This window comes from Rahnella sp. PCH160 (assembly GCF_047784855.1).
In the GTDB taxonomy this organism is placed as follows: domain Bacteria; phylum Pseudomonadota; class Gammaproteobacteria; order Enterobacterales; family Enterobacteriaceae; genus Rahnella.
Genome location: NZ_JBLOGT010000001.1, coordinates 4,639,544 through 4,663,912, shown reverse-complemented (window position 1 = coordinate 4,663,912; position 24,369 = coordinate 4,639,544). Strand labels below are relative to the sequence as shown.

The 24,369-nt window shown below is 51.6% G+C and carries 20 protein-coding genes and 2 pseudogenes; 11 read left to right on the top strand and 11 right to left on the bottom strand.

Annotated features, from left to right (window positions below; genetic code table 11):
* Positions 1-183: 183 nt before the first annotated feature.
* The gene (gene mgtE, locus ACM5QY_RS21840) at positions 184-1,623 is read right to left on the bottom strand and encodes a magnesium transporter (protein WP_416122652.1); all 1,440 of its coding nucleotides are present in this window, start codon (positions 1,621-1,623) and stop codon (positions 184-186) included.
* A gap of 9 nt (positions 1,624-1,632) precedes the next feature.
* Complete coding sequence (locus ACM5QY_RS21835) at positions 1,633-1,845, bottom strand: YfgG family protein (protein WP_416122651.1); 213 nt, start codon at positions 1,843-1,845, stop codon at positions 1,633-1,635.
* A 513-nt stretch (positions 1,846-2,358) separates the two neighbouring features.
* Here ACM5QY_RS21835 and ACM5QY_RS21830 point away from each other — a divergent pair.
* Positions 2,359-4,590: a sensor domain-containing phosphodiesterase gene (locus ACM5QY_RS21830; RefSeq protein ID WP_416122650.1), complete on the top strand. Its 2,232-nt coding sequence runs from the start codon at positions 2,359-2,361 to the stop codon at positions 4,588-4,590.
* Between the two features lie 72 nt (positions 4,591-4,662).
* Here ACM5QY_RS21830 and ppx read toward each other — a convergent pair whose 3' ends face one another.
* The 5 genes from ppx to purM form a co-directional block, all read right to left on the bottom strand.
* Positions 4,663-6,210 carry an exopolyphosphatase gene (gene ppx, locus ACM5QY_RS21825; protein ID WP_416122649.1) on the bottom strand — a complete coding sequence of 516 codons (1,548 nt, stop codon included), beginning with the start codon at positions 6,208-6,210 and terminating at the stop codon, positions 4,663-4,665.
* Positions 6,211-6,232: 22 nt separating this feature from the next.
* Positions 6,233-8,302, bottom strand: coding sequence for a polyphosphate kinase 1 (gene ppk1 / locus ACM5QY_RS21820; protein WP_416122648.1), 2,070 nt, complete (start codon positions 8,300-8,302; stop codon positions 6,233-6,235).
* Positions 8,303-8,607: 305 nt separating this feature from the next.
* Positions 8,608-9,183, bottom strand: coding sequence for a spermidine N1-acetyltransferase (speG, locus tag ACM5QY_RS21815; RefSeq protein ID WP_104922998.1), 576 nt, complete (start codon positions 9,181-9,183; stop codon positions 8,608-8,610).
* Between the two features lie 224 nt (positions 9,184-9,407).
* Positions 9,408-10,046: a phosphoribosylglycinamide formyltransferase gene (purN, locus tag ACM5QY_RS21810; protein ID WP_416122647.1), complete on the bottom strand. Its 639-nt coding sequence runs from the start codon at positions 10,044-10,046 to the stop codon at positions 9,408-9,410.
* Between the two features lie 27 nt (positions 10,047-10,073).
* Positions 10,074-11,111, bottom strand: coding sequence for a phosphoribosylformylglycinamidine cyclo-ligase (gene purM / locus ACM5QY_RS21805; protein ID WP_416122646.1), 1,038 nt, complete (start codon positions 11,109-11,111; stop codon positions 10,074-10,076).
* Positions 11,112-11,343: 232 nt separating this feature from the next.
* Between purM and upp the strand changes: the two genes are divergently transcribed.
* The 3 genes from upp (at position 11,344) to hda (ending at position 14,212) form a co-directional block, all read left to right on the top strand.
* Positions 11,344-11,970, top strand: coding sequence for a uracil phosphoribosyltransferase (gene upp / locus ACM5QY_RS21800; protein ID WP_104922995.1), 627 nt, complete (start codon positions 11,344-11,346; stop codon positions 11,968-11,970).
* A gap of 76 nt (positions 11,971-12,046) precedes the next feature.
* On the top strand, positions 12,047-13,339 hold the full coding sequence (gene uraA / locus ACM5QY_RS21795) for a uracil permease (protein ID WP_416122645.1): 1,293 nt from the start codon (positions 12,047-12,049) through the stop codon (positions 13,337-13,339).
* A 165-nt stretch (positions 13,340-13,504) separates the two neighbouring features.
* Complete coding sequence (hda, locus tag ACM5QY_RS21790) at positions 13,505-14,212, top strand: DnaA inactivator Hda (protein ID WP_416122956.1); 708 nt, start codon at positions 13,505-13,507, stop codon at positions 14,210-14,212.
* Positions 14,213-14,262: 50 nt separating this feature from the next.
* Here hda and arsC read toward each other — a convergent pair whose 3' ends face one another.
* Together arsC and bepA are read right to left on the bottom strand one after the other, a co-directional pair.
* Entirely contained in the window at positions 14,263-14,619 is a 357-nt protein-coding gene (gene arsC / locus ACM5QY_RS21785) for an arsenate reductase (glutaredoxin) (RefSeq protein WP_416122644.1), read from the bottom strand.
* 26 nt (positions 14,620-14,645) lie between these two features.
* Complete coding sequence (gene bepA, locus ACM5QY_RS21780; RefSeq protein ID WP_416122955.1) at positions 14,646-16,181, bottom strand: beta-barrel assembly-enhancing protease; 1,536 nt, start codon at positions 16,179-16,181, stop codon at positions 14,646-14,648.
* 261 nt (positions 16,182-16,442) lie between these two features.
* Between bepA and ACM5QY_RS21775 the strand changes: the two genes are divergently transcribed.
* Entirely contained in the window at positions 16,443-17,507 is a 1,065-nt protein-coding gene (locus ACM5QY_RS21775; protein WP_416122643.1) for an AI-2E family transporter, read from the top strand.
* 110 nt (positions 17,508-17,617) lie between these two features.
* On the opposite strand, the gene bcp is transcribed toward ACM5QY_RS21775, so the two are convergent.
* Both bcp and ACM5QY_RS21765 read right to left on the bottom strand, forming a co-directional pair.
* On the bottom strand, positions 17,618-18,085 hold the full coding sequence (gene bcp, locus ACM5QY_RS21770) for a thioredoxin-dependent thiol peroxidase (RefSeq protein ID WP_013576555.1): 468 nt from the start codon (positions 18,083-18,085) through the stop codon (positions 17,618-17,620).
* A gap of 25 nt (positions 18,086-18,110) precedes the next feature.
* On the bottom strand, positions 18,111-18,677 hold the full coding sequence (locus ACM5QY_RS21765) for a glycine cleavage system transcriptional repressor (protein ID WP_416122642.1): 567 nt from the start codon (positions 18,675-18,677) through the stop codon (positions 18,111-18,113).
* A 145-nt stretch (positions 18,678-18,822) separates the two neighbouring features.
* Between ACM5QY_RS21765 and dapA the strand changes: the two genes are divergently transcribed.
* The 6 genes and pseudogenes from dapA to ACM5QY_RS21735 all read left to right on the top strand — a co-directional run bounded on the left by dapA (position 18,823) and on the right by ACM5QY_RS21735 (position 24,364).
* Positions 18,823-19,704 carry a 4-hydroxy-tetrahydrodipicolinate synthase gene (gene dapA, locus ACM5QY_RS21760; RefSeq protein ID WP_416122641.1) on the top strand — a complete coding sequence of 294 codons (882 nt, stop codon included), beginning with the start codon at positions 18,823-18,825 and terminating at the stop codon, positions 19,702-19,704.
* A 16-nt stretch (positions 19,705-19,720) separates the two neighbouring features.
* The gene (gene bamC, locus ACM5QY_RS21755) at positions 19,721-20,800 is read left to right on the top strand and encodes an outer membrane protein assembly factor BamC (protein WP_416122640.1); all 1,080 of its coding nucleotides are present in this window, start codon (positions 19,721-19,723) and stop codon (positions 20,798-20,800) included.
* Positions 20,801-20,856: 56 nt separating this feature from the next.
* The gene (gene purC, locus ACM5QY_RS21750; protein WP_101075567.1) at positions 20,857-21,570 is read left to right on the top strand and encodes a phosphoribosylaminoimidazolesuccinocarboxamide synthase; all 714 of its coding nucleotides are present in this window, start codon (positions 20,857-20,859) and stop codon (positions 21,568-21,570) included.
* Between the two features lie 225 nt (positions 21,571-21,795).
* A complete protein-coding gene (ypfJ, locus tag ACM5QY_RS21745) occupies positions 21,796-22,671 on the top strand; it encodes a KPN_02809 family neutral zinc metallopeptidase (RefSeq protein WP_416122639.1) in 876 nt (291 codons plus the stop codon).
* A gap of 114 nt (positions 22,672-22,785) precedes the next feature.
* A pseudogene (locus ACM5QY_RS21740) lies at positions 22,786-22,953 on the top strand (DUF441 family protein); the annotation flags it as partial.
* An 83-nt stretch (positions 22,954-23,036) separates the two neighbouring features.
* A pseudogene (locus ACM5QY_RS21735) lies at positions 23,037-24,364 on the top strand (IS4 family transposase).
* Positions 24,365-24,369 lie beyond the last annotated feature (5 nt).

The window sequence follows — 24,369 nt, the reverse complement described above, 5'->3', positions numbered from 1 at the left end:
TTTCTGACCGGCGGCGAATGACAAACAAATACGATGATGTCTGTTTTTCTATTTTTAACGTATCGCCGCGCGCATGACGGCATGTTACCAGTATCGGAAAATCACAATGAATTATTAATATAAATTCTACATTACGTTGTAATAGATGACGAATATTCCGGCCCGAAAGCCGGAAAGTGTGCGTCAAAGCAGGAAAATAGTGGCAAGGCCCAGAAAGATAAAGAAACCACCGGTATCAGTCAGCGCGGTGATCATCACGCTCGCACCTACCGCCGGGTCTCGCCCAAGCCTGACCATGGTCAGGGGAATGATCACTCCCATCAGCGCGGCAAGCAGCAGATTAAGGACCATCGCCAGCGTCATGACCGCGCCCATTTGCCAGTCGCTGTAAAGCAACCAGGTGACGACGCCCATCAGCCCGCCCCAGACCAGACCGTTAATCAGCGCAACGCCTAGCTCCCTGAACATCAGAAATTTCAGGTTGCCCAACTGCACATGGTGCAGCGCCAGCCCGCGAACAATCATGGTAATCGTCTGGTTGCCGGTGTTGCCGCCAATCCCCGCAACAATCGGCATCAGCGCGGCAAGGGCAACCAGCTGCGAAATGGTGTGTTCAAATAAGCCGATCACGCGTGAGGCAATAAACGCGGTACAAAGATTGATGGCCAGCCACGCCCAGCGGTTTCGCACGGCTTTGCTGACAGGCGAAAACACATCTTCTTCCGGGCTCAGGCCGCCCATACGGCGCAGATTGCTGTCGGTGTCGTTATTCACGAAATCGACAATTTCCTCAACGGCCAGACGCCCCATCAGTTTGCCTTTTTTATCCACCACCGGCGCGGTAATCAGGTCATAACGTTCAAACGCGCTGGCCGCGTCTTCGGCTTTGTCTTCCGGTTCAAAGCTGGTGAAGTCGGTGATCATGACGTCAGAAACTGGCGTATGCGGCGGATTCAGCAAAATAGTGGTCAGCGGAAGTTCGCCGAGTAACGTATTTTTCCGGTCGGTAATGAATAACTTATCCGTCGCCTGCGGGATAGTTTTACGCAGCCGAAGAAAGCGCTGCACGGTACCCAGTGTGACCTCCGGGCGGACGCTCAGCAGCTCAAAATCCATGATACGGCCCACGCATTCCTTGCTGAATTTCATGACCTCGCGGACTCTTTCGCGCTGGCGCGGATCGAGCGATGTCAGAACCCGGCCAATCAGGTCACGCGGGAGGTATTCTGCGAGATAAACTTGATCGTCTACGTCGAGCAGCGACATGGCTTTCAACAGGTCTTTATCGCTCATTTCTTCGATCAGACTGTCCCAGACAGTTTCTGAAACTTCGACCAGCGCTTTACCGCGCGCGGACGGGTCAACCAGACGCCATAGCGCCAGACGTTCACGAATTGGCAAGGCTTCGAGCACGTCGGCGACGTCCGCCGCGTGCAGCTTTTGGACACGCGCACTGAGTTCAGCGGTGTTATCCATCAGCATGGCACGCGTTTTGTCGTCGATCTCCGGGTTTTCGCCCAGAATACTCTCAGCCAGGTGGTCTGTATTTAGAAGGAGATCGAGGATCCTGCTGCGGCTTTCCGCCAGCTTTTGGCCGTAATTCTTAGGTTTTTCGGCAGACATTCGAGATCCTTATTCCTTGAAGTAGCGGCAACTTTTCAGCGTGCCGGTACATGTTTTATCGGGTGTCTGATCGGGTCTGACTTCGGCGGGCGTTTCGGTCTGTTTTTGGGTCTGATGATGCGAATACGCGCCGATTGCGGAGTAGACGAGACGCCCTAACAAAATAATGAAGCTTATCGATAAAACGATTTTCGTCATCTTGATGTTGGATTTTCGAGACATAGTTATGATCGCTTAAGTGGATCCAGGCTCCGGTGACGGGAAAGAAAGAAGATAAATGATAATATTTACAATATATAACAGAATTAAACGGGCAACCAGATAATCGGAAAAAGTGAAAACCAATGTTTTAAGATGACGGGATGTGTAGCTACTGCGCCAGAATTTCTTTTTTTTTCATAATCCTAATTAAAATAATATTTTTCGTTTCATTCATCGCGTGATTAATTTGTTTTGGATGTTTTTTAGCGAAATTCGTAAAGATTCTGTTTAATGATCTGCATCAAAGGATTTAAGATAAGTCGCATTAGAATCCAGCCATATTTTAAATACCTGCGACCTGCTTTCGTCCGCTGTATTCTTTTCTTCCGCACTTTTCTGTTCTGTGAAATGACATTTTTACAACGATACTTGAGAGCGGAGCTGTCGCCACTGTTGCCGGACAGCCTGACGTCGGTTACACCTTAACTCATTCACTGCTGCATGAAGTTCATGCGCAAAACGTAGATGGACTTGATGCATAAAAATTTCTCCTGGAATGACTTGCGCCACAAATGGTGGGGGCTTCCTGTTATTTGCGCGCTGGTTTTAATTCCAGTGACGTCATGGCTTTCGCCAATCATTATGCTGCCCGAAGGCCGTACTTATCTTATCTATATGCCGCTGGCAACATGTGTAGCCTTGTTAATGGTTTTCGACTGGGCGGCTTTTCCCGGCATTGTCCTGGCGCTTTTCCTGCGCTATTACCTGCGGATTGGTTTTGAAATGAGTGTGCTGATGACGGTGATTTATTTCACGTCACTGTTTCTGGCATGGTTAGGGTATCGCTGGCAGGCCGGAAGCCGCTGGTCCGCGCCGCTCGGGCTGATGACGTTGGCACGCGTTCGCGTCAGCTGGCTGCTGATTTTCCTGACCGTATTTTTTATCATTGTGTTGCAGATTGTCGTGGAAAGCGGGCTTTTACCGGGTTATCTGGGCATGGCAACCTCCGAATTCGTAACGCTCAGGACGCTGGTGAATTTTCAGGCGATGATTCTGGGCATCCTGCTTAACTCACACCTCATCTATCTGGTTATCCGGCTGATACGCCAGCCGCGTTATTTCCGCGTATTGCGCATGATGCTGAGAAAACAGCGCGCACCGGGCGTGAAATCTCCCGAAATGGTACTGTGGTTTGCTGTCCTGGCGGTCATGGTGACATTACTGTGTCTGACGGGGCTGAGTGAACCGTTTGCCAAGATTCTGCTCAGTGACTATACGCTGACGCTGCTGTTCCCGGTGCTGTTGTTCGGCGCACTGCGCTACGGATACTACTTCATCAGTATCGTGTGGACGATTACGCTCACCATTTTATTTAATAACTATCAGGGGTTTATCTCCGATCACGGGTTTATCCATAACCTGGTCTTTGTTTCAGCGTTGATGCTGGTTTATACCGTGACGCTGCTGCTGATGTCGGTAATTTCTTCCCGTCAGCGGCTGCTGATGAAAAAATTCAGTGCTGCTGCATTACATGATCCGGTGTTTGGCCTGCCGAACTTGCGTGCGTTTAACCGCGATTTAGCCCGGTTCCCGCGTTCAATGCTGTGTTTCATCCGCGTTTCGGACATGGATGTGCTGAGCCGCAACTACGGTATGCAATTGCGTATCCAGTTCAAACAGCAACTGGCAATGGGACTGAACCCTTATCTTCAGAACGGTGAGCGGGTTTACCATCTGCCGGGATATGATCTGGTTCTGCGCTTAAATTGCGAAGAAGCTGATACAAAACTTCAGAATCTGCATGACTATCTGGAAGATTTCAGGCTGATCTGGAACGGACTGCCGCTGCATCCCAATATCGGTTTATCGTATTGCACCGTTTACTCGCCGGTTGAGCATTTGCCGATATTACTGGGCGAACTCAGTGGTATCGCAGAAGTTTCCCTGACCACCGGGCAGCCTGAATCCAACAAGAGCGACCACAGCCAGGTACAACTGGAGATCAAAGAGAAAGTCGATATGCTGCATAAAATCCAGCGCGCGCTCGATGACAACCGTTTTGTACTGATGGCGCAGCCGATACTCGGCGTGCGCGGTGACAGCTATCATGAAATTCTTCTGCGCCTGTTTGACGGTGAACAGGAGTCGCTGGTGACACCGGATAAATTCCTGCCTGTTGTGCATGAATTCGGTCTTTCTTATCAGATGGATATTTGGGTTTTGCGGCATACGTTGATGTTTATAAATCAAAATCGCACGCGCCTTCCCAGCCTGCGTTTTGCTGTAAACTTTACGCCTTCTACGTTGTGTCGCCCGACGTTTACACGTGATTTTAAAACGCTGATGCTGGAATACGAGGTCGAACCGTACCAGATTGTGTTAGAGGTCACGGAGTCGCATTTATTGCAGAACATGAAATACGCGGATTATGCCATGCGCGAACTGCGTTCCTACGGCTGCCGGATTGCCATTGACGACTTCGGTACCGGTTACGCCAGTTATGGCCGCCTCAAGGCGATTCAGGCCGATATCCTTAAAATTGACGGCAGCTTTGTACGTAATATGCTGACGGATCCGCTGGACGGTTACATCGTCCAGTCAATTTGTCAGGTGGCCCGGATGAAACATCTGTCGATTGTGGCGGAATATGTGGAAACCGAAGAACAAAAAGCAGCGCTGCATGCGCTGGGCGTGGATTATATGCAGGGATATCTGGTAGGTAAACCCCAGCCTCTGGCGACATTGCTGGAATTTCCAAAAAGCTGATTACGCAGAATATTGAAAAGTAAAAAGCCCTCTGAGCAGAAAATGTCAGAGGGCTTTTTGATTCAGACGGCTTTATTTTTTAGAAGGCTCAGCGTCTTCTTCTTCAAGCATCAGTTTCCAGCCTGTCACATCATTCCAGTAGCTTTGTTCGCGTTCGAAATCGAGCTGAACCAGGTTGTTCTGCGCCAGATATCCGGCGGGGAAACGCAGCGTCCAGTGATTATCATCGGTCGACAAGCGCAGGGATTCCGGTGTGGTCGTCGACTGCCGCTGATTGTTGAGTAACGCACCCAGGCGCAACAGCTGAATCAACGGAATGTAATGCTTCTTCTTAAACAAATTCAGGCGCGGCAGTTCTTCGAGCTTGATGGCTTTACGGTGGTAACGCACCAGCGTGGCCAGCAGTGTTTGCTGTTCCTGATTAAAGCCCGGCAAATTGGTATTTTGCAGGATATAAGAAGAGTGCTTGTGCATACCGGTATGATTAATGCTCAGGCCCACTTCATGCAACATGGCGCTGAATTTGAGCAGAGATTCCAACTGCGGCTGTACCAGTTTGGTATTTTGCGCCAGCCATTGGGCATACAACTGTTCGGTGGTTTCCAGCACGCGGCGCGCCTGTTCCCGGTCGATATTGTAATGTTCTGCCAGACTTTTGGCCGTGCGGGTACGGATATCCTGATGGCGAAAACGACCCTCCATTTCATATAGCACGCCTTCACGCAGCGCACCGTCGGAAAGACGTAATTCTTTCACCGCCAGCGCATCGAATACCCCACGAAGAATCGCCAGACCGGGGACGAAGACCGACTTGCGATCTTCTGATAAACCCGGAAGATCCAGCGCGCTGAAATTCTTGAAGTTCAGCACCGCTTCGGTCAGCATTTCCAGCCGTTCAGGGGTGAGCAGACCGTCTTTCTCACCCATTTCAACCAGCACTTCATGAGCCGCTTTGATGCTGCCTGACGCGCCCAGCGCATACTGCCAGCCTTGCAGACGATACTGCCACGCCAGCGTTTCCAGCTTCTGGGCGGCTGCGAGTTGCGCACGTTTGAAATTGCTGCGGCTGATTTCGCCTCCGGGGAAAAACATCTGTGCAAAACTGACGCAGCCCATACGGCGGCTTTCGGCCAGCAACGGCTCAAAATCTTCACCGATGACCAGTTCAGTTGAACCGCCGCCAATATCGACCACCAGCTTGCGGCCTTTTTCCGGCTGCGTGTGCTCAACGCCCATAAAAATCAGACGCGCTTCTTCCTGACCGGAAATAATTTCAATCGGATAAGGGATCACTTGGGCGGCGCGCTTGAGGAATTCCTCTGCATTCACCGCCTGACGTAACGTGTGGGTTCCCACGATAGTGACGTTATTTTCCGGAAAACCCTGCAGGCGTTCAGCGAATAAAGCCAGGCAATCCAGCCCGCGTTGAATGGCTTCTTCACTGAGCACATTTTTATTGTCGAGGCCATCAGCCAGGTGAACGCGTTGTTTCAGGCGTCCCAGCACCTGCAATGCGCCGTTAACGACGCGTGCGATCACCATATGGAAACTGTTCGACCCAAGGTCGATCGCAGCAATTTCCTGTGGCTTGGCATTCAATGGGCTGCTTTTAAGGGGCATAGTCGTGTAACGCTCCAGGGGTTCAGGCTTGCTGACTTTGTTGTTCCAGATCTTTGAGATATTCGTAAATCGCCAGTTGTGCACGTACTTTGCGGCGATTTCCGCGTGGAACATACCGGTTGCTCAGTTCTTTATCAATCACTCTGGCTTTTACCGTGTCGCTGAACAGTAATTCAAGAATGTCCAGAACGCGCTGTTTAAGACGCGGGTCGAGCAGGGCGACAGCCACTTCAATGCGGTAATCGATATTTCGGGTCATCCAGTCGGCAGAAGACAGGTAGACTTTGGTATCTCCACCATTTTCAAAGACATAAACGCGATCATGTTCCAGATAGCGGTCAATGATACTGGTGACCTGAATGTTTTCGCTGAAGCCGGGTAAATTGGGCACCAGTGAACACATGCCGCGGATCAGCAGGCGGATTTTGACGCCGACATTCGACGCGACGTACAGACGATCAATCAGTCCTTTATCCACCAGATTGTTAATCTTCAACGTGATACCGCCCGTTCCGCCGGCCTGCACGTTGGCGATCTCTTTGTCGATCAGCCGGTAAAGCATGTCGCGCGAGTTTTGCGGTGACACCATCAGATGCTCGAAAGATACCGGGCGGTAAGGATTTTCAATAAAGTTGAAGACACGGCGGACTTCGTTGGTGATACGCGCATCGGCGGTCAGCAGCGAATAGTCGGTATAAAGCCGCGCGGTTTTCTCGTTAAAGTTACCCGTCCCAATATGAGCATAGCGGACAATTTCATCGCCTTCGCGACGCGAGATAAGAAAGAGTTTTGCGTGAATTTTCAAACCTGGCGCAGAGAAAATAACGTGAACACCGGCTTCTGTCAGACGTTTCGCCCAGTGAATGTTGGCTTCTTCATCAAATCGCGCCTGCAACTCAACAACAACCGTCACTTTCTTGCCGTTATGCGCGGCGTGAATCATCGATTCAATAATGCGTGAATCTTTCGCTACGCGGTAGATATTGATTTTTATCGATAAAACGTTCGGATCAAACGATGCCTGACGCAGCAGTTCCAGAACGTGCTCAAACGTGTGGTACGGGTAATAAAGCAACACGTCCTGTTCGCGAATGGCGGCAAAGCCGTTACGGAATTTATCGAACCACAAATGACGCAGACGTGGCAGCGGGCGGTTGACCAGATTGGCTTTGCCGACATTCGGGAAGCCAATGAAATCTTTGAAATTATGGTAACGGCCACCGGCGATCACCGAATCGTAGTTGGAGATGCCGAGTTTTCCGCGCAGTAATTCCACCATTTCATCCGGCATGTCGCGCTGATAAACAAAACGTACCGGCTCAGCGGTCAGGCGCTGTTTCAGGCTCGAAGACATTAATTCCAGCAGGCTCGATTCCATTTCCGTGACCAGATCGTATTCGGCGTCTCGGGTCATTTTCATCGAATAGGCATTCAGCGTATCGTAGTCGAAGAAGCCTTTGAAAATGTCATCCAGGCAATAACGCAGAATGTTATCCAACAGGATCATCGGCTTGCGACGGCGTGGTGCTTCCGGCGGAAGGTTAACAAAGCGCGGGACTTTATCGGACGGAATTTCCAGCAGGGCGTAGTGAATCTCTTCGCCACGGATAATTTCTACCGCCAGATAGGTGTAGTCATCTTTGAGGAACTGCACCAGATTGGTGTCATGATTGATAAGAATCGGCGTAATGTGCGGGCGCAACTGATGTCTGAAATACTGACGCAACCAGGCTTGCTGGTTTTCCGACACCTGACGCTCGTTAATCAGGAAAATTTGATTACGTGCCATTTCCAGCAGTAAATCGTTGTAGAGACTGTCAAATTCCTGATCAATGCGCAGTACTTTTGCCTGAATTTTTTTCAGTAAATGACGAGACGCGCCAAGAAAACCCTGCTCCTCACTGATGAGGATCCGCCGTTTCAAATCGGCAAAGCGGACTTTGTAAAACTCATCCAGGTTATTGGAATAAATCCCTAAAAAACGCATCCTTTCGATCAGGGGATTACTTTTGTCTGCCGCTTCCTGCAAGACGCGCTCATTGAAGGACAGCCAGCTTAGTTCTTTCTCGATATAAAGCTTTTCCTGACCCATTTTCACTCCGTTCATTTGGCTTACAACCTGGCCCATACAGGCAAATTTGCCTGAAAACACCACAATTTAGCTCAACGTGATCTTCATGTTGCCCGCGTGTTTCGATGCCGGACGTAACAGGAAGCCTTTTGTGAGAGGGCCTAGTGTCTACTACCAATATTGCGAAAGATTGACAGGAAAGTCCAACACTACAGGGGATGAATTCAGGAGAGTTTCTGCGGAGAGAATAAATGTGGGAAAAAAGCGGGAAAAGCCTTACCGGTGAAGGACATTGTTGCCCTCACCGGTAAGGTATTTATGAGAAATCAGACGGCGCTGGCACCAATCAGAGTTTCAGGTTTAACCTGAACGGGCTTGGTTTTGTATTTCGCCAGGAACTGCGGCTGGAAAATACACATGCGGATGGCACTGCGATATTCGCCGTTCACAAAGAATTCCTGCTTCAGTTCACCTTCAAGTTCGAACCCGAGTTTGCTGTAAATATGAATTGCCTTTTTATTTTCTTTGTCGACGATTAAATACAGCTTATAGAGGTTCAGAACCGAGAAGGCATAATCCATGGCCAGACGGACAGCATCACCGGCAAAGCCTTTGCCCTGATGCTGCGGGTCGATAATTATCTGGAACTCCGCACGGCGGTGAATATGATTAATTTCGACCAGTTCGACTAATCCGACCGGCCCGCCCTGGAATTCAATAATAAAGCGACGCTCGCTTTGGTCATGAATATGTTTGTTATAGAGATCAGTCAGTTCGACGAACGCCTCGTAAGGCTCTTCAAACCAGTAACGCATAATGCTGGCGTTATTATCAAGACGGTGAACAAACGACAGATCATCCTTTTCCAGTGGACGTAATCTGACGCTGTTATTGCTAAACATGGGGTGTTCCTCAAAAAATCAAAAAGCCGTTTTACCTGAGGTAACCTTCGTGAATATAAGATCTGAAACAACCGTGTTTCAGATGAAGGTCGGCGCACAAACGACGTTTAAACGTGCGCCGGGATGGGTATTATATCGGCTGAAATGTAAACAAGTGTCAAATGTCAGGAAATAAAAAACCGGCACGAGGCCGGTTTATAGTGAAATCATCGCGTTTATGCAGATTAATCCGCCGCATAACCCTGTTCAGGCAGTGGATTGTTATCCATTAACGCCTGGCCGTTTTGCAGGGACAGACGTCCGTCAACAAACCAGCTGACTACCAGCGGATAAATGTTGTGCTCCTGCGTCTGAACTCGCGCAACCAGCTCTTCTTCTGTGTCCTCGCTAAACACCGGGACTTTTGCCTGCAAAATGACCGGGCCGCCATCGAGCTGCTCAGTAACAAAATGCACAGATGTGCCGTGTTCAGTATCCTGATTTTCAATCGCCTGACGGTGAGTGTGAAGACCCGGATATTTCGGTAACAGGGAAGGGTGGATGTTGATCATTCGTCCGGCAAAGCGCTGGACGAATTCGGCAGTCAGGATACGCATATAACCCGCCAGCACCACCAGATCAGGTTGGAATGTGTCGATGGCATCAGCCAGTGCGACGTCAAACGCAGCGCGATCTTCGTAGGCTTTCACATCCAGCGCGTGCGCTGGAATGTTAGCGGAACGGGCTCTTTCAAGCCCGTAAGCGGCGGATTTATTACTGAAAACAGCGCAGATTTCAGCGTTGATTCTTCCGTGCTGGCAGGCATCGATCAGGGCCTGTAAATTGCTTCCCTCGCCCGATACCAGAACCACAATCCTTTTCATTTCTATACCTGTTTTCAGTGAGTTGAATTACTGGATGACAACACGTTCAGCGGAGTCAGAGGCTTTAATGTAGCCAATTTTCCACGCTTTTTCGCCATTCTCGTTCAGTAAAGCAATCGCCTGTTCTGCCAGCTCAGCCGGAAGGGCTACCAGCATGCCGACGCCACAGTTGAAGGTACGGTACATTTCGTGTCGGCTGACGTTCCCGGTGGTTTGCAGCCAGGAAAAGACATCCGGCCATTGCCAGCTAGATTCATCAATGATGACCTGAGTGTTTTCCGGCAGAACGCGCGGAATATTTTCCCAGAAGCCGCCGCCGGTCAGGTGGACGATACCGTGCACCTCGACGTTCTCGATCAGGTTCAGGATCGATTTCACGTAAATTTTTGTTGGTGCCAGCAAATGATCGGCCAGAGATTTACCCGCCAGATCGGTGGTTTCCGGATTGGTTTTGCTGACTTCCAGAATTTTGCGTACCAGTGAGTAGCCGTTGGAATGCGGACCACTGGCGGCGAGCCCGATCAGCACGTCGCCGTCTGCGACTTTACTGCCGTCGATAATTTCTGATTTTTCCACCACGCCGACGCAAAAGCCCGCGACGTCGTAATCTTCGCCGTGGTACATCCCCGGCATTTCAGCAGTTTCGCCGCCCACTAACGCACAGCCAGACTGCTTACAGCCTTCTGCAATACCGGTGATCACGCTGGCGGCGGTGTCGACGTCCAGTTTGCCGGTGGCGTAGTAATCGAGGAAGAACAGCGGTTCAGCGCCCTGAACGATCAAGTCGTTGACGCACATCGCGACCAGGTCGATACCGATGGTATCGTGGCGTTTTAAATCCATTGCCAGACGCAGCTTGGTGCCAACGCCGTCGGTACCCGAAACCAGCACGGGTTCACGATATTTTTGCGGCAGCGCGCAGAGAGCACCAAAACCGCCCAATCCACCCATAACTTCCGGGCGACGGGTCTGTTTTACTACACCTTTAATGCGATCTACCAATGCGTTACCGGCATCGATATCTACGCCTGCGTCTTTATAGCTGAGAGAGGTTTTGTCGGTCACTGCGAAGTCCCCACGGCGGTTTGGGTTGGTGGTTGAAGAATAATGCGCGGCAATTCTAACAGCGGAGGCAAACGTTTGCGAGCGCCTTATTCGGATGATGTTTTTGGGCTGTCTATACTCTAACCGAGTTCCTGATGATCCAGATCAGGCTATTTCGTATGGCGTTCAAAAAAAATGGCGTTATAATCTCGCGATTTTTTTTTGCAGCCCAACCACCTTAGGAGAATAAATAATGAAGATCGTCGAGGTGAAACACCCGCTGGTGAAACACAAGCTGGGCCTGATGCGTGAAAACGACATCAGCACGAAACGTTTTCGCGAGCTGGCTTCTGAGGTGGGTAGTCTTCTGACATATGAAGCCACTGCCGATTTAGAAACTGAAAAAGTCACTATCGAAGGCTGGTGTGGTCCGGTTGAAATCGATCAGATCAAGGGCAAGAAAATTACTGTTGTGCCGATCCTGCGTGCCGGTCTGGGCATGATGGAAGGCGTACTGGAACACGTACCAAGCGCGCGTATCAGCGTGGTGGGTGTCTACCGCGATGAAGAAACCCTGAAGCCTGTGCCGTATTTCCAGAAGCTGGTTTCTAACATCGAAGAACGTCTGGCGCTGGTGGTTGACCCGATGCTGGCAACTGGCGGCTCCATGATCGCCACTATCGATCTCCTGAAAAAAGCAGGCTGCCAGAGCATTAAAGTGCTGGTGCTGGTGGCGGCACCGGAAGGGATAGCCGCTCTCGAAGCTGCGCACCCGGACGTCGAGCTTTACACCGCCTCGGTGGATCAGGGGCTCAACGAGAAAGGCTACATCATGCCGGGGCTCGGCGATGCGGGCGATAAGATATTTGGTACCAAGTAAGCAGCAAGCAGCCGACTGAGAAGTCGGCTTTTTTTTGATTTTTTTTTACTCGTCATCATTCACAGAGGATCAATTTATGACCCGTCGTGTCATCGGGGTAAGCGAGCGTCCGCCTTTACTGCAGACAATCCCCCTGAGTTTCCAGCATCTGTTTGCCATGTTTGGTGCCACCGTTCTGGTTCCCATTCTTTTCAAAATTAACCCGGCAACGGTGCTGTTGTTCAATGGCATAGGGACTTTGCTGTATTTATTTGTCTGTAAAGGGAAAATTCCGGCATACCTGGGTTCAAGCTTCGCGTTCATTTCACCGGTGCTGTTGCTGTTGCCGATGGGGTATGAAGTGGCGCTGGGCGGATTTATTGCCTGCGGTCTGTTGTTCTGCCTGGTGGCGCTGATTGTTAAAAAAGCCGGGATTGGCTGGATTAACGTGATGTTCCCGCCTGCGGCGATGGGCGCAATCGTTGCCGTCATCGGTCTCGAGCTGGCCGGTGTGGCCGCCAATATGGCCGGTTTGCTGCCTGCCGACGGCGCGCCGGTGGATTCCACTACCATCATCATCTCTCTGGTGACGCTATCGGTGACCATTCTGGGCTCCGTGCTGTTCCGTGGATTCCTGGCGATTATCCCGATTCTGATTGGCGTGCTGGTAGGCTATGCGCTGTCCTTCTTTATGGGCGTTGTGGATGTTTCTGCGATTGCAAGCGCGCACTGGTTTGCTCTGCCAACCTTCTACACACCGCGTTTCGAATGGGTCGCGATCCTGACCATTTTGCCTGCGGCGCTGGTGGTTATTGCCGAGCACGTCGGGCATCTAGTCGTGACGGCGAACATTGTGAAGAAAGATTTACTGCGTGATCCGGGCCTGCACCGTTCCATGCTGGCAAACGGCCTGTCTACAGTGTTATCCGGTTTCTTCGGTTCTACGCCAAATACCACTTACGGCGAAAACATCGGCGTGATGGCGATCACCAAGGTTTACAGCACCTGGGTTATTGGCGGCGCCGCGATTCTGGCGATCCTGCTTTCCTGTATCGGGAAACTGGCTGCGGCGATCCAGGCGGTTCCGGTTCCGGTGATGGGCGGCGTTTCCCTGCTGTTGTACGGCGTAATTGGCGCATCCGGTATCCGCGTGCTGATTGAATCTAAAGTGGATTACAACAAAGCGCAGAACCTGATTTTGACTGCGGTGATCCTGATCATCGGCGTCAGCGGCGCGAAGATCCACGTCGGTGCGGCGGAGCTGAAAGGCATGGCACTGGCGACGATCGTCGGTATTTTCCTGAGCCTGTTGTTCAAAGTGATCGAGATTTTCCGTGGTGAAGAACAGATCATTGATGTCGAAGACGAGCGGGAAAATCCGCCGGTCTGACGGTGATCCCTCCTGACCGGTTTGCCTGCGCGCAACCGGTCAGGTGTTCGGATCGCAAGCGGTTGCACCTGGCATAGTTCATTTCACCGCGGATCCTTGCTAGAATTCGGCAGTTCCTTTTATTGACGTGACAACATCTGCGGCCTTCATGCCGCTTTGTTTGAGGTGCTTCTGAATACGCCGGCACAGCTTTCCCTGCCACTTTATCTGCCCGATGATGAAACGTTTGCCAGTTTTTATCCGGGAGAAAACTCTTCTCTGCTTTCTGCGATTCAGACCGCATTGCATCAGGAACACGGCACGTATATCTATTTCTGGTCCCGCGAAGGCGGCGGCCGCAGCCATCTTTTACACGCAGCCTGCGCCGAATTATCGCAACGTGGTGAAGCCGTGGGTTATGTGCCATTAGACAAGCGCGCGTATTTCGTTCCCGAAGTTCTGGACGGCATGGAGCATCTGGCGCTGGTTTGCATTGATAATATCGAAGGGATTGCCGGGGATGATGAATGGGAAGCGGCCGTTTTCCATCTCTATAACCGCATTCTTGAAACCGGTCGCACGCGTCTGTTTATTACCGGCGATCGTCCTCCGCGCCAGCTGAATCTCAGCCTGCCGGATCTGGCTTCTCGCCTCGACTGGGGCCAAATTTACAAACTTCAGCCACTCTCCGATGAAGAAAAACTTCAGGCATTACAGCTGCGCGCTAAACTGCGCGGGTTTGAATTACCGGAAGATGTGGGTCGTTTCCTGTTAAAACGTCTGGATCGCGAAATGCGGACGTTGTTTATGACGTTAGATCAGCTGGATCGTGCGTCGATAAACGCGCAGCGAAAACTTACGATCCCGTTTGTGAAAGAAATTCTGGGGCTGTAAACCTGAGAAGATCCGGGCTCGTGTGACGAACCCGAATTTGACGCGGGGGATTACAAAATGGCTTTCACCTGTTCCGGCGGTCTGCCTAAACGTGCTTTGCCGTTGGCAATAACGATCGGACGTTCAATCAGTTTCGGGTTTTCTACCATCGCCTGTAAGAGCTGGGCTTCACTCAGGCTTTCATCGCCAAGATTCAGTGTCTTATAAATCTCTTCGCCTTTGCGGATCAGCTCACGTGCAGAACTGAAACCCAGCTTTTTCAGCAAATCTTGCAACGTTTCAACAGACGGAGGCGTGTCCAGATACAGGATGACGTCCGGCGTAATGCCTTCATCTTCCAGTAATTTCAACGTTTCCCGGCTCTTTGAGCAGCGCGGATTGTGGTAAATCGTAACTTCACCTGACATAACTTTCTCCCTCACAGATTCTGACATCAGCCTTTCTGATACTGACGGAAACGCCCCTGTAACTGGCGGAGCTGATCAATGCGTGCGTCGTAACGGGCCTGCTCGAGGCTGCCTAATTTTTGCAATGCGCTGGCGTTACTCAGCATTTCAATCGCCTGATCCAGACGCCCGACCAGCGCCATACTTTCAGCGCGGGCGGCCAGTTCCTGCGCACGCAAGCCTTGCGCAGCGGCGGCCTGAGACAATAAATCCCAGCCATTCGGATCGCCCGGATAATTGAACGTATAACGGTTCAGGATTTTCATGGCGTTCGCCGGTTTCGCGCCTTCCAGATAGGCATTCGCCAGGTTCAGCTGTAAAACGGGGTTGGAACTGGTGGCCGCACCGGCCTGCTCCAGACGAGCGATAGCCTGCGGAGCGCGTTTGCTGTCGATATCATTATCGGTGGATAAGTCGAGCAACCATTCGTTGCCCGGATAAGTGGCCAGCAGCGGCTCAAGTACGGCGCGCGCCTGATCGAATTTCTTTGCTTTGTAGAGTTGTAAAGCATGGCCGTATTTCGCCGCCAGTTGTTCGCGAATATTACCGTTACCCAGCTTTTGCAGATAATCATCGGTCAGCGGATAACTTTCAGAGCCGTACATGCCGAGGATACGCACTTTTGCCATCACGTAATCCTGAGACGATTGCACAAACAGGTGCGGCATCTGGTTGGCGCGGTTACGGATATCGGCGAGACGGCTGTCAGGCAGCGGGTGCGTCAGCAGCATTTCCGGCGGGCGGGTCGAGTAACTGGCCTGATCGGCGAGCTTTTGCAGGAAAGCAGGCATCGCCTGCGGGTCAAAGCCGGAGCGTTGCAACACCTGAATCCCGATGCGGTCGGCTTCCTGTTCGTTGGCCTGCGTAAAACTGATCATCCCCTGCGCCGTCCCGGCAAGTGTGCCGGTCAGTGCCGCCATCCCCATTTGCGGGCTGGCCATCGCCAGCAGAATCGACCCGAGCGCACCGACCCACGTCAGCGGCGCGTTACGCTGCTGATCTTCCATCGCACGCGCCAGATGGCGCTGCGTAACGTGAGAAATTTCGTGCGCCATGACGGAAGCCAGCTGGCTTTCGTTATCGGTATAACGGAACAGCGAGGAGTGAAGTACCACGTTGCCGCCAAAGAAGGCAAAGGCGTTCAGCTCATCGTTATTGACGATAAAGAAATGGAAAGGGGTGCGGACGGAATATGCGTGGGCGACCAGACGTTGTCCCAGCGCATTAATATATTGATTCAGCAACGGATCGTTTATCAGCGGGGTGCTGGCGCGCATCTGACGGACGTAAAAATCGCCCATCTGCAATTCCTGATTAATGCTGAGCGTCCCGCCCGCCGTGGTGCCGATGTCGGGAAGCTGATCGCTCGTCGCCGGGGCGGAAGCCGAACGGGTATTTTGGGATGAAGAACCAACGGGCGTCGACCAGAATGAACTGTCGTCGGCTCCTGCGGGGAGGACTGTGCCAGTAAACAGGCTGCCCAGGCACAAAGCGATCACCGTTTTTTTCAACCGCATAACCATAAACATTTGCTTCCCAATAAGTTAACCGCGATGCCGATAAGCATTAAGAGCCTTTCGTCCATGAACTGTTGGCCACATTGTTATTTTGTGACGCTTTTCTTTCCGCTGCTCTCTATAGTAGCTATCCTCGTGAGAGTTTAAAACACTCCGCAGCGACAGTTGTGTGACAAAGAGATATGAAGATAGTTAATTGTGTCTGAGCGCGCAGGGAACAAACAGCGCAAACCCGCCAGACCCGGAATTTACAGGAGTGTTCCCACGATGTTGGACATGTTATTGCAATGGTATCGCCGCCGCTTTACGGACCCGCAGGCTATCGCGCTGCTGGCTATTCTGGTGGCGGGTTTCTGTATTCTTTATTTTCTTAACGGCATTCTGGCACCGCTTTTAGTGGCGATTGTGCTGGCGTATTTACTGGAGTGGCCGACGGTGCGGCTGCAACACATCGGGCTTTCGCGCACCCTGGCCGTCAGTGTGGTGCTGATTATTTTCGCCGGTATTTTACTGCTCGGCATGTTTGTGGTTGCGCCGGTGACCTGGCAGCAGGGCGTCAATTTTCTGGCCGATTTACCGAGTATGCTTAACCGTTTTTACGATTTTGCCGCTACCTTGCCCAAACGTTATCCGGCGCTGGTGGATGCGGGCATCATCGATATGATGGCCGAAAATCTGCGCAGCAAGCTTTCAGGGCTGGGTGAATCGGTGGTGAAATATTCGCTGGCGTCGCTGGTCGGATTACTGACGCTGGCGATTTACCTGATTCTGGTGCCAATGATGGTGTTTTTCTTGCTCAAGGATAAAGAGCAGATGCTCAACGCCGTTCGGCGTATTTTGCCACGCGATCGCGGTCTGGCCGGGCAGGTGTGGGCAGAGATGAATCAGCAGGTCACCAACTACATTCGCGGAAAAGTGCTGGAAATGATCATCGTCGGTGTCGCGACCTACCTGGTGTTCTGGGTCATGGATCTGCGTTATTCGTTGCTGCTTGCTGTGCTGGTCGGGATTTCGGTGCTAATCCCCTACATCGGTGCGATGCTTGTGACCATTCCGGTGGTGATTGTCGCGATGTTCCAATGGGGGCTTGGTGCGGATTTCTGGACGCTGATTGTGGCGTATCTGGTGGTTCAGGGGGTAGACGGCAACGTTATCGTGCCGCTCCTGTTCTCGGAGGCGGTCAACCTGCACCCGCTGGTGATCATTCTCTCAGTCGTGGTTTTCGGCGGGCTATGGGGTTTCTGGGGCGTCTTTTTCGCGATACCGCTGGCAACGCTGGTCAAAGCCGTGGTTCACGTCTGGCCGGATGAATCCTTAAACGAAACCGTCTAGACGGTCTGTGAATTTCGGTTAAGAAGTAATAAAAAAAAGCGCGTCTGCGCTTTTTTATTTTTCATCGCCTGATGCCACAGAGTGTGATGGCGCGAAGGTGACCTTGCGGTTCATTTGCCGTTCAGGTAAGCCATTACAATGTCATGGTGATTAGTGGTTTTGAAATCGTCGAACACTTTCTCGACCTTGCCATTGCCGTCGAGCAGGAAGCTGATGCGATGGATGCCATCGTAGGTTTTCCCCATAAAGGATTTTTCACCCCAGACGCCAAACTGCTCGCAAACCTGATGATCTTCATCGGACAACAAGGTGAAGTTCAGCAGCTCTTTTTCTGCAAAGCGTGACAGTTTTTCCGGCTTATCGGTGCTGATCCCCAGCACTTCAACGCCTGCGTTTTTCAACTGATCCATGTTGTCGCGAAGACCACAGGCTTGCACGGTGCAACCCGGAGTCATGGCTTTTGGGTAGAAATAGACCAGGACTTTCTGTCCCTGGAAGTCGGCCAGATTAATTTGTTCACCATCTTGATCGGGCAAACTAAATTGCGGCGCAGGATCACCGGCTTTCAGTGGGCTCATTGTCTTTCTCCGTATCTCTTAGCGATTACTGCTGTTTATTTTCATTCTCAGAATAACTAACGACGTTAATACTGCCTTGCGCATTCAATTCTGTACATAGCTGATGAAACGCTTGCTCAATAATTGCCGGATCGGTATTGGCGGCACTGTGCGCGGTCATCTGGACAGACAACTGCGCTGGCGTGGTCGCATCTGCCGGACGTGTTTTTGAGGCAAGTTCGGCGATATTCATCTGATGTGTATCGAATAAATCTGTAAAACGTTCAATCAGATGAGGCGAGTCTTTGACATCCACTTTCACCCAAACCGTAGCAGGCATCGGCGGACGTTCATGTGCGCTGGTACGCTTCATCACAATCAATAATTCCAGTTCCGCACCTTTTTGCGGCAGGGTGGATTCAATCAGCGTAATGGCATTCCAGCTGCCGGAAAGCAGCATGATAAACGTGAATTCGTCGCCAAGCATCGCCAGACGGCTGTCTTCGATATTACAGCCGCAACTGCTGACCTGACGGGTGATGGTGTTCACGATACCGGGGCGATCGGCACCTAATGCGGTGATAACCAGATAATGTTGTTGTGGCTGCGGCAAATTGGGTCTTCCTGTCGTGCCTGGGAGTATTCCCAAGGTAAACATAAAAAAAACCGCCGGACAAGCGCTTACCGCTCGTTGTTTGCTTGCTTTTGCAGTCGTGTCAAAAGTACCATGAGTGACCTGTTTGTGGAGGGGAAGGTCAATGTTTACGGGAAGTATTGTTGCACTGGTTACGCCGATGGACACCAAAGGTGCTGTCGATCGCGCGAGTCTGAAAAAACTGATTGATTATCATGTGTCCAGTGGTACTGCGGCGATCGTTTCCGTTGGCACGACCGGCGAGTCGGCAACGTTAAGCCATGAAGAGCACGGTGACGTGGTGCTTCAGACGCTGGAACTGGCCGATGGGCGCATTCCTGTTATCGCAGGCACGGGGGCAAATGCCACCGCTGAAGCGATTTCTCTTACACAACGCTTTGAAAAAAGTGGCGTTGTTGGCTGCCTGACAGTCACGCCGTATTACAACCGCCCGACGCAGGAAGGCTTGTATCAGCATTTCAAAGCGATTGCTGAAAACACCTCTCTGCCGCAAATTCTCTATAACGTGCCTTCACGTACCGGCTGCGATATGTTGCCGCCGACCATCGCGCGTTTAGCAAAATTGAAGAATATTGTTGCTGTTAAAGAGGCAACAGGGAACTTAAGTCGTGTTAGTCAGATCCAAGTGCTGGTTGATGATGAAGATTTCATTCTGCTGAGCGGCGATGACGCCAGCGGTCTGGACTTTATGCAACTCGGTGGTAAGGGCGTAATTTCCGTCACTGCCAACGTAGCTGCCCGTGAAATGGCTCAACTTTGTGAGCTGGCGGCCTCCGGTAAGTTTGCCGAAGCGCGTCGCCTGAATCAGCGCCTGATGCCGTTGCATCAGCATTTGTTTGTAGAAGCAAACCCAATCCCGGTGAAATGGGCCTGTAAGGCACTGGGTTTGATGGCAACCGATACTCTGCGTCTGCCTATGACGCCGTTAACAGATGCTGCCCGTCCGGTCGTGGAAGAAGCATTAAAAAGCGCCGGTTTGCTGTAACTCTTAGGAAGATTTGATGGCCTCTTTATTTGACAAGAATAGTTTCCAGATGACCCATTTGCAGAAGTCTGCCGTAGCAAAAGTGGTCGGGGTTTCCCTGATTATGTTGCTGGCCGCATGTTCAAGCGATCAACGTTATAAGCGCCAGGTCAGTGGCGATGAGTCCTATCTGGACGCCGCTGCGCTGCATGAACTGAAAGCGCCGGCTGGTATGATTTTACCGGTTCAGAACGGAACGTATGACATCCAGGCTGGCGCGATGCAAGGCGCAGTCGGTAAGCAACTCGACATTCGTCCGCCGTCCCAGCCACTGGCCTTACTGAACGGTTCTCAGACCCAGTTCTCTGGTGATTCCAGTACAGTGCTGCTGGAAAATACGCCACAAAACCGTGATCTGTGGAACAGCGTAGTGAAAGCCGTTGAGCAAAATAACTACAAAATTGCTAACCGCGATGACGCTAACCAGACTCTGACCACTGATTTCGTTAGCTGGAATCGTGCAGATGAAGACTTCCAGTATCAGGGCCGTTATCAGATCAGCGTGAAAAAGCAGAGCTACCAGTTAGCGCTGACCGTGAAAACGCTTGAGCTGAAACAGCAGGATAAGGCGGTCACAACGACAGCTGAAATCCAGCGTTACAACAGCCAGATGATGAACGCCATCACGGCAAATCTTGATAAAGTCCAGCAGGATACTCAGGCACGCCTCGACAACCGTCGCGTGGGTGAGATTGATGTCCAGAGCGGCGCGGATGATACCGGTTTAGCGGTCCTGATTATTCGTGCGAGCTACGGCACTGTTTGGGATCGCCTGCCAAATGCCCTGGCGAAAGCCGGCATGAAAGTTACCGACAGCAGTCGTCCGCAGGGCACCTTGTCCGTGACCTACAAACCACTGAACGACGACGCGTGGCAGACGCTGGGTGCGAAAGATCCGGGCCTCACTTCCGGTGATTACAAAATCCAGGTCGGCGATCTGGATAACCGTAGCAGCTTGCAGTTCCTTGATCCGAAAGGACATGCTCTCAGCCAGTCGCAGAACGACGCGATGGTGGCGGTCATGCAGGCCGCGTTTAGTCAGAGCAGCGCAAAATAATACCAAGGGGCTCCGGCCCCTTTTTACATCTGTTTTTTCCACTGGAGTAAGTAAAGATGCAAAAGTTAGCTGAGTTGTATCGCGGCAAGGCGAAAACCGTCTACACCACCGAAAACCCGGACCTGCTGGTACTGGAGTTCCGTAACGATACGTCAGCACTGGATGGTCAGCGTATTGAGCAGTTCGACCGTAAAGGGTTGGTTAATAACAAATTTAACCATTTCATCATGGCTAAGCTGGAAGAAGCGGGTATCCCAACGCAAATGGAACGCCTGTTGTCTGACACCGAAGTGCTGGTGAAAAAACTGGATATGGTCCCGGTTGAATGCGTTATCCGTAACCGTGCTGCGGGTTCGCTGGTAAAACGTCTGGGCATTGAAGAAGGTCTGGAACTGAACCCGCCGTTGTTCGACCTGTTCCTGAAAAATGACGCGATGCACGACCCGATGATTAATGAGTCTTACTGCAAGACCTTTGGCTGGGTGAACGAGGAAAACCTCGCGCGCATGAAAGAACTGAGCTACAAAGCGAACGACGTTCTGAGCAAACTGTTTGACGATGCGGGTCTTATCCTGGTCGATTTCAAACTGGAGTTCGGTCTTTTCAAGGGTGAAGTTGTGCTGGGTGATGAATTCTCCCCGGACGGCAGCCGCTTGTGGGATAAAGAAACCCTGAACAAGATGGATAAAGACCGTTACCGCCAGAGTCTGGGTGGCCTGATCGAAGCGTACGAAGAAGTCGCGCATCGTATCGGTGTAAAACTGGACTAACCGGACGCTATTTTTTTAGCCGGGCTACGCAATCGTTTACGCAGTGCGGCCCGGTGTTTAACGGGTGGTGAAAATCATCACCCGCTCTTTTCTTTACGTTTTATTTTCCCTTTTCCCCACTGTTTTATTTCATTTAAATATTCCTGCCCTAAAATTACCCCCTTCGCAGATGGTATTAATCGTGTGCGCTGGCTAGTCTTTAAAAAAACAGTCTGGAGGTCGGATATGCGTTGGCAAGGGCGTCGTGAGAGCGACAATGTAGAAGACAGACGCACAGAAGGATCTAACGGCGGCGGGTTGGGCGGTGGCGGAATGCGTCTGCCTGTTCGTGGCAAAAGCGGCATCGTGATTATTATCGTGGTGCTGGTGGCGGGTTATTACGGCATCGACCTGACGCCGCTGATTGACGGCGGTCAGTCCGGCGGTACGCAGCGGCAGACACAATCACAATCCATCAGCCCGAAAGATGACGAGCAGGCGAAATTCACGTCTGTGATCCTCGCGTCAACAGAAGACACCTGGAAAGCCCTTTTTCAGAAAGAAGGCATGACCTATCGCGAGCCGAAACTGGTGATGTACCGTGGCGCAACCCGAACCGGATGCGGCACCGGTCAGTCGGTGATGGGGCCGTTTTATTGCCCGGCGGACAGCACCGTTTACATCGATTTGTCTTTCTACCAGGACTTGCAGAATAAGCTTGGCGCGGGCGGCGATTTCGCGCAGGGTTATGTCGTCGCCCACGAAGTCGGCCACCATGTGCAGAACCTGTTGGGCACTGAGCGTAAAGTTCGTCAGATGCAGCAGGGCGCTTCGCAAACCGTGGTGAATCAGCTTTCCGTAAAAATGGAACTTCAGGCCGACTGTTATGCCGGTGTCTGGGGCCACGCGATGCAGCAGCAAAACGTTCTGGAAGAAGGCGATTTGAAAGAAGCACTGGATGCCGCACAGGCGATCGGCGATGACCGTTTGCAACAGCAAAGTCAGGGACGCGTGGTGCCCGACAGCTTTACGCACGGCACATCTCAACAGCGTTACACCTGGTTTAAACGCGGGTTCGACACCGGTAATCCTGACCAGTGCAATACCTTCGCCAGCCGCTGATTAAGTGAGAATAAGCTCTGGTCTGCCAGTAAAAACTGTTCAATAATCAATGAACGACTCTGAGAGGCTCACTGAGCCTCTCTTTCATTTTCATGTTGAACCGCTGGGAACGCCATGGCTTTTCTCGATCCAACCCTTTTAATTCTGCTCGTGTTTGCCGGTCTCGGAATTATCAGTCACAACAGTGCTGTCACTATCGCAATGTTTTTCCTCCTGACAGTGCGCATTACACCGCTCAATAATTTCTTCCCGTGGATTGAAAAATACGGCCTCACCATCGGTAATGCCGATCAGTTAAGGATCAGTTGAACGATCCAGTGGCTGTGTAAAAATCCAGAAACGTTCTTCGTTTCTGGATTTTTTTTATGCGCATTGCTCAGGCTCTTGAGCTCGTTTCCTGCTACGACTCTACCCGTAACCCTCTGACTTCTCTCGGTGATGTTCTGGATCCCGACCTTGTCTCCCGCTGTCTGGCCGAGTCAGGTTCCGTCACGCTGCGTAAACGCCGTCTCCCGTTGGAAATGATGGTCTGGTGCATCATTGGCATGGCGCTCGAACGCGAAGAACCCCTCCACCAAATCGTGAACCGTCTGGATATTATGCTCCCCGGCAACCGGCCCTTCGTTGCCCCAAGCGCCGTTATCCAGGCCCGCCAGCGCCTGGGAAGTGATGCCGTTCGCCGCGTGTTTACCCAAACGGCACAGGTGTGGCACAACTCCGTCACCCATCCACACTGGTGTGGTCTGACATTACTGGCGGTGGACGGTGTCGTCTGGCGAACCCAGGATACACCAGAAAATGATGTGGCTTTCCCGCGACAGACCTATGCCGGGCAACCGGGGCTTTATCCGCAGGTGAAAATGGTCTGCCAGATGGAACTGACCAGCCACCTGCTTACGGCTGCCGCCTTCGGTACGATGAAAGAAAGCGAATATACGCTGGCAGAAAAACTGATAGAACAAACAGGCGATAACACACTGACTTTACTCGATAAAGGTTATTATTCTCTGGGGCTGCTGAATGCCTGGCATCAGGCGGGAGAGAGCCGTCACTGGATGATCCCGTTGAAAAAAGGAGCGCAGTACGAAGAGGTGCGAAAACTCGGTAAAGGCGATCATCTGATAAGGATGAAAACCAGTCCTCAGGCCCGGAAAAAGTGGCCTGATCTGGGGGAGGAAATGACGGCTCGCCTTCTGACGTTTACCCGTAAAGGCAAAGTCTGCCATCTGCTGACCTCAATGACAGATGCCATGCGGTACCCGGGGGGGAAATGGCCGATCTCTACGGCCACCGTTGGGAAATCGAACTGGGTTATCGTGAAATTAAGCAGACGATGTTACTGAGTCGGTTAACGCTGAGAAGTAAAAAACCAGAACTTGTCGAGCAGGAGTTATGGGGGGTATTACTAGCCTATAATCTTGTTCGTTATCAGATGATTAAGATGTCTAAAAACCTAAAGGGTTACTGGCCGAATCAGCTAAGCTTCTCAGACTCGTGCAGTCTGGTGATGAGGATGTTAATGACGCTTCAGGGCGCATCTCCGGGCCGGATCCCCGAACTGTTGCGTAATCTGGAGAGTATGGCGCAGATGGTGAAGCTGCCGATAAGAAGAGAAAGGGCCTTTCCGAGAGTGGTGAAGGAAAGACCCCGGAAGTATCCAAAAGCACAGGAAAAAAGCCAGTCAGTTGCTTAACTGAC